The sequence below is a fragment of the uncultured Mailhella sp. genome, assembly GCF_905187505.1.
GTDB lineage: Bacteria > Desulfobacterota > Desulfovibrionia > Desulfovibrionales > Desulfovibrionaceae > Mailhella.
Genome location: NZ_CAJJIC010000123.1, coordinates 1 through 7404 on the forward strand (window position 1 = coordinate 1; position 7404 = coordinate 7404).

General features: G+C 60.4%; 6 protein-coding genes, 1 tRNA gene and 2 pseudogenes. 8 read left to right on the top strand and 1 reads right to left on the bottom strand.

Going from position 1 to position 7404, the window contains the following annotated elements:
- The 3 genes and pseudogenes from QZZ60_RS09645 to radA form a co-directional block, all read left to right on the top strand.
- Positions 1 to 451: pseudogene (locus QZZ60_RS09645) on the top strand (hypothetical protein); the annotation flags it as partial.
- Between the two features lie 50 nt (positions 452 to 501).
- Positions 502 to 933 (top strand): ribose 5-phosphate isomerase B, encoded by a 432-nt coding sequence (gene rpiB / locus QZZ60_RS09650; protein WP_295640905.1) that lies wholly within the window; start codon positions 502 to 504, stop codon positions 931 to 933.
- An 18-nt stretch (positions 934 to 951) separates the two neighbouring features.
- Positions 952 to 2301, top strand: a complete 1350-nt coding sequence (radA, locus tag QZZ60_RS09655; RefSeq protein WP_295640907.1) for a DNA repair protein RadA — start codon at positions 952 to 954, stop codon at positions 2299 to 2301.
- 371 nt (positions 2302 to 2672) lie between these two features.
- Here the strand turns inward: radA and QZZ60_RS09660 are convergent, their stop codons facing one another.
- Positions 2673 to 3581 (bottom strand): 50S ribosomal protein L11 methyltransferase, encoded by a 909-nt coding sequence (locus QZZ60_RS09660; protein WP_295640909.1) that lies wholly within the window; start codon positions 3579 to 3581, stop codon positions 2673 to 2675.
- A 175-nt stretch (positions 3582 to 3756) separates the two neighbouring features.
- Between QZZ60_RS09660 and pth the strand changes: the two genes are divergently transcribed.
- The 5 genes and pseudogenes from pth to QZZ60_RS09685 all read left to right on the top strand — a co-directional run.
- A complete protein-coding gene (gene pth, locus QZZ60_RS09665) occupies positions 3757 to 4359 on the top strand; it encodes an aminoacyl-tRNA hydrolase (RefSeq protein ID WP_295640910.1) in 603 nt (200 codons plus the stop codon).
- A 235-nt stretch (positions 4360 to 4594) separates the two neighbouring features.
- The gene (rho, locus tag QZZ60_RS09670) at positions 4595 to 5845 is read left to right on the top strand and encodes a transcription termination factor Rho (protein WP_295640914.1); all 1251 of its coding nucleotides are present in this window, start codon (positions 4595 to 4597) and stop codon (positions 5843 to 5845) included.
- Between the two features lie 86 nt (positions 5846 to 5931).
- Positions 5932 to 6008, top strand: a tRNA-Arg gene (locus QZZ60_RS09675).
- A 72-nt stretch (positions 6009 to 6080) separates the two neighbouring features.
- The gene (locus QZZ60_RS09680; RefSeq protein WP_295640912.1) at positions 6081 to 6728 is read left to right on the top strand and encodes a hypothetical protein; all 648 of its coding nucleotides are present in this window, start codon (positions 6081 to 6083) and stop codon (positions 6726 to 6728) included.
- A gap of 414 nt (positions 6729 to 7142) precedes the next feature.
- Positions 7143 to 7404: pseudogene (locus tag QZZ60_RS09685) on the top strand (molybdate ABC transporter permease subunit); the annotation flags it as partial.

A 7404-nucleotide genomic window follows, 5' to 3' on the forward strand; every position in this document is an offset into this window, starting at 1 on the left:
GCGGGACCAGAAGGCCTATGTCGGAGCCGAGACCCCGGAGACGCTGCGCAGACTGCTCGGCCTGCCCCTTCCCATGCGCATGACAAAACTCAACGACTTTCTGGCCGGACGATACCTTTCCGCCCTTGACGTGCCGTCTCCTGAGCGCTACGTCACCGGAGGCGACGGCAGCATCGTCTACCGCTACAGACAAGGCGGTCAGGACTTCGAGCTGGAACTTGACGCCCATGCCCTTCCCGTACGGCTGAGCATGGGGAAACACTGGTCGCTCTCCATTGCCTACGACGATCAGGAACTTCCCCGCCGTCTGGACGGCAGCATGGACAGCGACGGCACGCCCATGCGCATGGTGCTGCTCGTCAAGGAACGCCGGCCCGCCGGCACGCTGACGGACGCCAGCATGAATCTGGACGTTCCGGACAGTTTCGCCGTCTATTCCCTGGACCAATAAAACGGTACGGGAACACCCCGCACCTCCACACCGAGTCACTGGAGACTGAAATGAGCATCATCTACATTGCGTCCGACCATGGGGGCTTCAATCTTAAAACCTTTCTTGTGCAGTATCTGAAGGACAAGCGACATGACGTGCATGACCTCGGCCCTTCCGATCCCGCAAGCTGCGACTATCCCCTCAAGGCCCAGGCCGTCACGGACGCCCTTCTCAAGGATGAAAACGCCCTCGGCGTGCTCGTGTGCGGCACGGGCATAGGCATGAGCATGGCCGCCAACCGCGTTCCCGGCATCCGCGCTGCGCTGTGCACCACGGAATTCCATGCGACCTACGCGCGCGCCCACAACAATGCCAACGTCATCTGCCTCGGTGAACGCGTCACCGGTCAGGGCCTTGCCGCCAGCATGGTCGACGTGTTCCTGAGCACGGCCTTTGAAGGCGGACGTCATCTGCGCCGCATCAACCTTTTCAACAAGTAGTCCTTACGAGAGACGGTCATGCCGAAAATACGGGAAGTCTATGTCTGCCGCTCCTGCGGAGCCCAAAGCGCGCAGTGGCAGGGGCAATGCCCGAAGTGCCGGGAGTGGAACACTCTTGAGCTTACCCGCCTTGCCCAGACTCCCTCGGCACGACCGCACTCCGCAAAGCACGCGTCCGCTACGCGCATACAGCCGCTCTCCAGCGTATCCGGCAGCGATCACGCCGCCTTCGGCACCGGTCTTGATGCGCTCGACCGCGTGCTCGGCCACGGCTTTGTTCCCGGTGCCGCCATACTCGTGGGAGGAGAACCCGGCATCGGCAAATCCACGCTGCTTCTGCAGCTTGCCGGAGCCGTGGCCAGAGAAAACAAGCTCGTGCTCTATGCCAGCGGCGAAGAATCACTGCCGCAGATACGAAGCCGCGCCGAACGTCTGGACGTGCTCCATGACAACCTTCTTGCCGTGGCCACAAGCCGGGTGGAAGACCTTTTTCCCGTGCTTGAGGATACGGAAACAGCTCCGGCCCTCATGATCGTGGACTCCGTGCAGACGCTTGCCTCGGACAGTGCCGAAGGGCTGCCCGGCAACGTCAGTCAGGTGCGCACCGTGGCCACGGAGCTCGTGGAACGCTGTCGTCGCGCGGGAACCACGCTCGTGCTCGTGGGGCACGTCACCAAGGACGGCACGCTGGCCGGTCCGCGCCTTCTTGAGCATCTGGTGGACACCGTCATTTCGCTGGAAGGCGACCGCAGAGAAATGTTCCGCATGCTCCGCGTGCTGAAAAACCGTTTCGGCCCGAATCAGGAACTGCTCATTTTCCGCATGGTGCGCAAGGGACTGGAACTCGTGGAAGACCCTTCCACCTTCTTCCTCGGCGCCCGCGACACCTCGCTGAGCGGAACGGCCGTGGTCATGGCCGTGGACGGACAGCGCCCCCTGGCCGTGGAAATACAGGCCCTCGCCACGCGAAGCTATCTTGCCATTCCGCGCCGCACCGGCCTCGGCTTCGACGTCAACCGTCTTCATCTTCTTCTGGCCGTGCTGGAAAAGCGGCTTCGTCTCAACTTCGGTCAGGCGGACATCTACGCCAAGGTGGGCGGCGGCATGCGTCTTCAGGAACCGGGACTGGATCTTGCGCTCGTGGCCGCGCTGCTCTCCTCCTTCTACGACATTCCTCTTCCGGAACGCTGCGTACTCTGGGGCGAAGTGGATCTCAACGGTCAGGTGCGTCCGGTATCAGGACAGGACGTGCGCATGAAGCAGGCGCTGCGTCTCGGCTATTCGCCCATCATCTGCCCGGAAAACCCCAAGAGCAAGGGCATATCCACGGTGGCTGATCTTCAACGCATTCTCTTCCGAAAGGGCTGAAAAGCCACGCTTTTGCCGCAAGCGCCGCATCTGCAGGCCCAACCATCTCTTCCGCAGAAAAATCGACACTTGCGTGTGCGAGCTTCACCGCTCCCCCATCCCGCCGCAGACGCAAACAGGCTCTTTCTGAAGCCTCACAGTTTTTCTCAGCCGCAATCTTTCAAGGCCGGAATCTCACGAAAAATCTTCCGTGCGACTTGATCGAAAACGCGGCATGAAACACGGCATGTTCCGCCGGTTCCATGCCGCTCACACAGGCAAGTTAAAGCATTGCTTTAAAAGTTTCCGTCACCTGCCGTCCTTCGAGACTCAACGCTCTCTTTTTCGGCAGGAAACGGAACCGCATTTTCTCCCCTCATCAGGAAAAGCGTCTATTTTTCATCGACGCAAGGCCAGTACAGGCACACCCAGTCATCGGCCTCGGGATTGTCACGGCTGGCCGAACGCGTGGGATCGGAGGCAGGAGATGGCATGCGCAGCTCTCCGGCCTTGCCCATGGCGGCGTAGGCTTCCTTCATGCCGGGCACCTGAACCGAAAGAAAGCCGGAAAGAATGAGACAGCCGCCGGGCTTCACCAGAGGCATGAGCATGGGAGCCATTTCCTTGAGCGGGCCGGCCAGAATGTTGGCGATGACCACGTCGAAGCGCTGCCCCTGCACAAGCTCCACGCTGCCTTCCTCAATGTCGAACTCCCCGGACACGCCGTTCATGTCGCAATTTTCCCGGGAATTAGAAATGGAGAGAGGATCGATGTCCGCGCCGAAGCCGGAGAGCCCCAGCTTGACGCAGCCTATGCCGAGAATGCCCGTGCCGGTGCCCATGTCGAGAAAGCGCTGTCCCGCCTTCAGCATTCCGGCCCTGTGCAGCAGGCTTATGGCCTCAAGGCACATGGTGGTCGTGGGGTGATGTCCCGTGCCGAAGGCGGACTTCGGTTCGATGACGACGGGAATGCGGCCTTCGGCGGCCTCATCCTTCATCCACGGCGGAAGGATGAGAAAGTCCCCTGCCTGCACGGGCGTGAAGTAGCTGCGCCATCCGGCCAGCCAGTCCGTGTCGGGAAGGGTCTCGCGGGAAAGCGCGGCTCCGGGGAGCATGGTCTCCACGCTTCGGGCCAGCGTTTCGCGTTCCTCTTCGCTTTCACCCGTCACGCGAAGCAGCATTTCTCCCGTGGGAAGAGACTCCTCCTCCCAGCCGGCTCCGGCGCTCTGCGCCACCAGCGCTTCCGCAAGCGGAAAATCCTCTTCGGCAACAACGATGTCCAGACGATACAACTGCGGCATATTGACACTCCTGCCGTTTTGTTTTCATGACACGCGGGGACGCCCCGCCCCCGTCATGTACCATCTGCGCCCCCGCTTGCCAAGGAAGACCTTGACACGCGTCCCGCTCTGCCGCACATTCGTCCGCATGTCGCGGCCCTGCGACCTTTTCCCATCAAACCTTCGGAATACCAGCATGGATCTCAACGGACTCATCGTCGGACTCGGCAACCCCGGGCCCAAATACAGAGGAACGCGCCACAACGCCGGCTTCATGACCGTACAGCTTCTTCTTGAGGAGGCGGAACGCGGCAACGGACGCAGCCCGGAAACGCTCTCCGGTTCCCGGTTCAACGCCCTGCTGTGGCGCATACAGATTCCCGGCGGCGGCACATGGCTCGTGGCCATGCCCCAGACCTTCATGAACCTGAGCGGCGACGCGGTGCAGCCTCTCATGTTCTGGTACCGTCTTCAGCCCGATCAGCTTCTCGTGATCCACGACGAGCTCGACCTCGAACCGGGCAGGCTCAAGCTCAAGAAGGGCGGAAGCGCCGCCGGACACAACGGCATAAAGTCCATACAGCAGCGCCTCGGCACGCCGGACTTCTATCGCCTCCGCATAGGCGTGGGCAAGCCGGAAAACAGAGAGCAGATCATCCCCTGGGTGCTCGGACACTTTGCCGAACCGGAACGGGACATCATGGAAAAGACCTTCCCCAACGCCGTGGACGCCGTCATACGCTTTGCCGTCGACGGGCCGGAACGGGCAATCAACGTGGTCAACACGCGCAAAAAATGACGGAAGGCGCCCCGGGACTTGCCAATGTCGGAAAAAAGCTCTATGTTTTTTCTGCCGGTCGGCTGTCTTCGTCCGGTCTCCCTCTTTTATTCTTCTCTGTCGTCACGCCATCTTTCGACGTGCCCTTTCTTCATCTTCCCCTTTTCCCGGTGGTATCTCTATGCCCATACGGAAACGTAAAGCTCCTGTCGAGCCCGAAACTGTAGAATCTGCTCCTCTTCTTGACGAAAGCGTCCTGAACCTCACGGAACTCAAGACCCGCAAAATGCAGGATCTCATGGATCTCGCGGACAAGTATCAGCTTGAAAACGCGAGCTCCATGCGCAAGCAGGAACTCATCTTCGCCCTGCTCCAGGCCTGCGCATCGCAAAACGGCGTCATCCACAGCGACGGCGTTCTGGAAATCCTGCCCGACGGATACGGATTTCTCCGCTCTCCCCTGTGCAGCTACATGCCCGGTCCGGACGACGTCTATGTCTCCCCTTCTCAGATACGCCGCTACCATCTGCGCAAGGGCGACTGCGTTTCCGGCCAGATACGTCCTCCCAAGGAAGGAGAACGCTACTTCGCGCTCGTGCGCGTCAATGAGATAGGTTTCGAACCTCCGGAAAACGCCAGACATCTGGTGCTGTTCGACAACCTCACCCCCGTGTATCCCGACCAGCAGTTCCGCATGGAGACCGATCCCAAGAACATGTCGTCGCGCATCATCGACCTCATGTCTCCCATCGGCCGCGGACAGCGCGCCCTCATCGTGGCCCCGCCGAGAACCGGCAAGACCATCCTGCTCCAGACCATAGCCAACGCCATCAACGCCAACTATCCCGACGCCTACCTGATCATTCTTCTGGTGGACGAACGTCCGGAAGAAGTCACGGACATGGAACGCACGGTGAAAAATGCGGAAGTGGTCAGCTCCACGTTCGACGAACCTCCGCAGCGTCACGTGCAGGTGTGCGAAATGGTGCTGGAAAAAGCCAAGCGTCTCGTGGAGCGCAAGCGCGACGTGGTTATTCTTCTCGACTCCATCACCAGGCTCGGACGCGCCTACAACACCGTGACGCCCTCGAGCGGCCGCGTGCTTTCCGGCGGCCTCGACGCCAACGCCCTTCAGCGCCCCAAGCGCTTCTTCGGCGCAGCCCGCAACATCGAAGGCGGCGGATCCCTCACCATCATCGCCACCGCGCTCATCGACACCGGCTCCCGCATGGACGAAGTCATTTTTGAAGAATTCAAGGGAACCGGCAACTGCGAAATCTATCTTGACCGGCATCTTTCCGACAAACGCGTGTTTCCCGCCATCGACATCAACCGCACCGGCACGCGCAAGGAAGATCTGCTTCTCGGCGAAGACGTGCTCAATCGCGTCTGGATTCTGCGCAAGATTCTCGCGCCCATGTCCCCCATCGACGGCATGGAATTTTTGCTGGACAAGATGAAGGGAACCAAGAGCAACAAGGACTTCCTGAACGGCATGGGCCGCTGATTCCATCCCGCTCCGGCCGCAGAAAAGGCGTTGACAATCTGCCTTTTGCGGTGCATAGTCCCTCTCACATCGGGGTTTTTCCCCTTGCGCCCGTGGCTCAGCTGGATAGAGCGACAGCCTCCGGAGCTGTAGGTCGCGCGTTCGACTCGCGCCGGGCGCACCATTTGCCTGTAAGGGGTACCGGATTCCGGTACCCCTTTTTTCATGCCCGCGGCATTTCTCTGGGGAGGCCATCATGCCCGTCATGCGACTTTTCCTTCTGCTTTGTGCGCTTCTGCTGACCGGATGCGGCACCTACTACAACGTTTCCGTGGACTCCCTGCGCGATGCGCAGCAACCTTCGGGCACCGTATACTTCATGCAGCCGGGCAATGAAGGCGTGAGCGAAAGCGACCTGCTCTTCCGCGAAGTGGTGCGGCAGATCACCCCGGCCTTCCGGGCACGCGGCTACGCCGTGGTCGACGACATAAAGAACGCCGACAACGTGGCCGTCGTCAGCTACTGGATGGACGAACCCCGCGTGCACATTGACACCGACACCATCACGCGCACCCACCCCGTGGTGGTGGGACGAGGCAGATACCGTCATGTCGAGTATGTCTACGTCGATGAACCCGTCGTCACGAGTACGACCATATACACCGCCAATCTTCTTATCGAAGCCTACGTCCTGACGCCCGACAAGAAGCAGGACCGGCAGATATGGCGCACCTCCCTGCGCTGCTCTTCCGGCAACGAAGACTTCCGCACGCTCATGTTCAGCATGGCGCAGGTGCTCCCCGGCGTCATGGGAACACAAAGCAACGGTCTCAGGCAGTTTGAGGTCTTCCTCGGCAACGACGGCGAAATCGAAGTCACGGACAAAGCCGACAGTCTGTTCTGATCCCCTTTGACCTCGGAACGGCCCTTTTTACAGGGCCGTTTTTTTATCTCCGGTACGGCGAATACGCGATCGCAACGACACGCGAAGAGACCGGCGGAAAGAATCTTGGGACGCACGGCGCGCTCTTGCCCCGTGTCGAGATTATCTGCCGAATGCCGGAGGGGAAAAGCCGCAGAAACAATCTGCCTCTTCTTCGAGCCCTTCTCCCCTTTCCCCCGGCGTCCGCAGCACTGCGGCACGGGACGCCCCTTCCCTTTTCTCCCTTCCTGCAAGCGTCGTCCACCCCGCCGGAACTGCGTCGCTTGTTCCCATTGGGAAACAAGAAAACTTTCCATAAAATCGCATGGAATTATCAGGTTGCGTCTTGCTCCGTGCGCCCATTCCTGCTATTTTGAAATGGAAAGGAGCGCACCCATGGAATTTTCCCTGTTCGGGCAGCAGTTTTCCCTGCTTCCCATCTATCTTTCGTTGAAAGTCGCCGGACTCTCCACGCTGGCCTCCCTGATTCTCGGCACCCTTACGGCCCGTCTTCTGGCCAGACGCCGATCCGTGTGCGCCGCCGTCATCGACTCCCTGTGCACGCTGCCCATGGTGCTCCCGCCCACCGTTCTCGGGTACTATCTCATTCTTCTGCTCGGTCGGAACGGCGCGTTCGGTCCGGTTCTGAAGGAGCTCG

Excerpts from the sequence above, each read along its gene's own strand:
- rpiB (WP_295640905.1), top strand. The coding sequence starts at position 502 with ATGAGCATCATCTACATTGCGTCCGACCATGGGGGCTTCAATCTTAAA.
- radA (WP_295640907.1), top strand. The coding sequence starts at position 952 with ATGCCGAAAATACGGGAAGTCTATGTCTGCCGCTCCTGCGGAGCCCAA.
- QZZ60_RS09660 (WP_295640909.1), bottom strand. The coding sequence starts at position 3,581 with ATGCCGCAGTTGTATCGTCTGGACATCGTTGTTGCCGAAGAGGATTTT.
- pth (WP_295640910.1), top strand. The coding sequence starts at position 3,757 with ATGGATCTCAACGGACTCATCGTCGGACTCGGCAACCCCGGGCCCAAA.
- QZZ60_RS09680 (WP_295640912.1), top strand. The coding sequence starts at position 6,081 with ATGCCCGTCATGCGACTTTTCCTTCTGCTTTGTGCGCTTCTGCTGACC.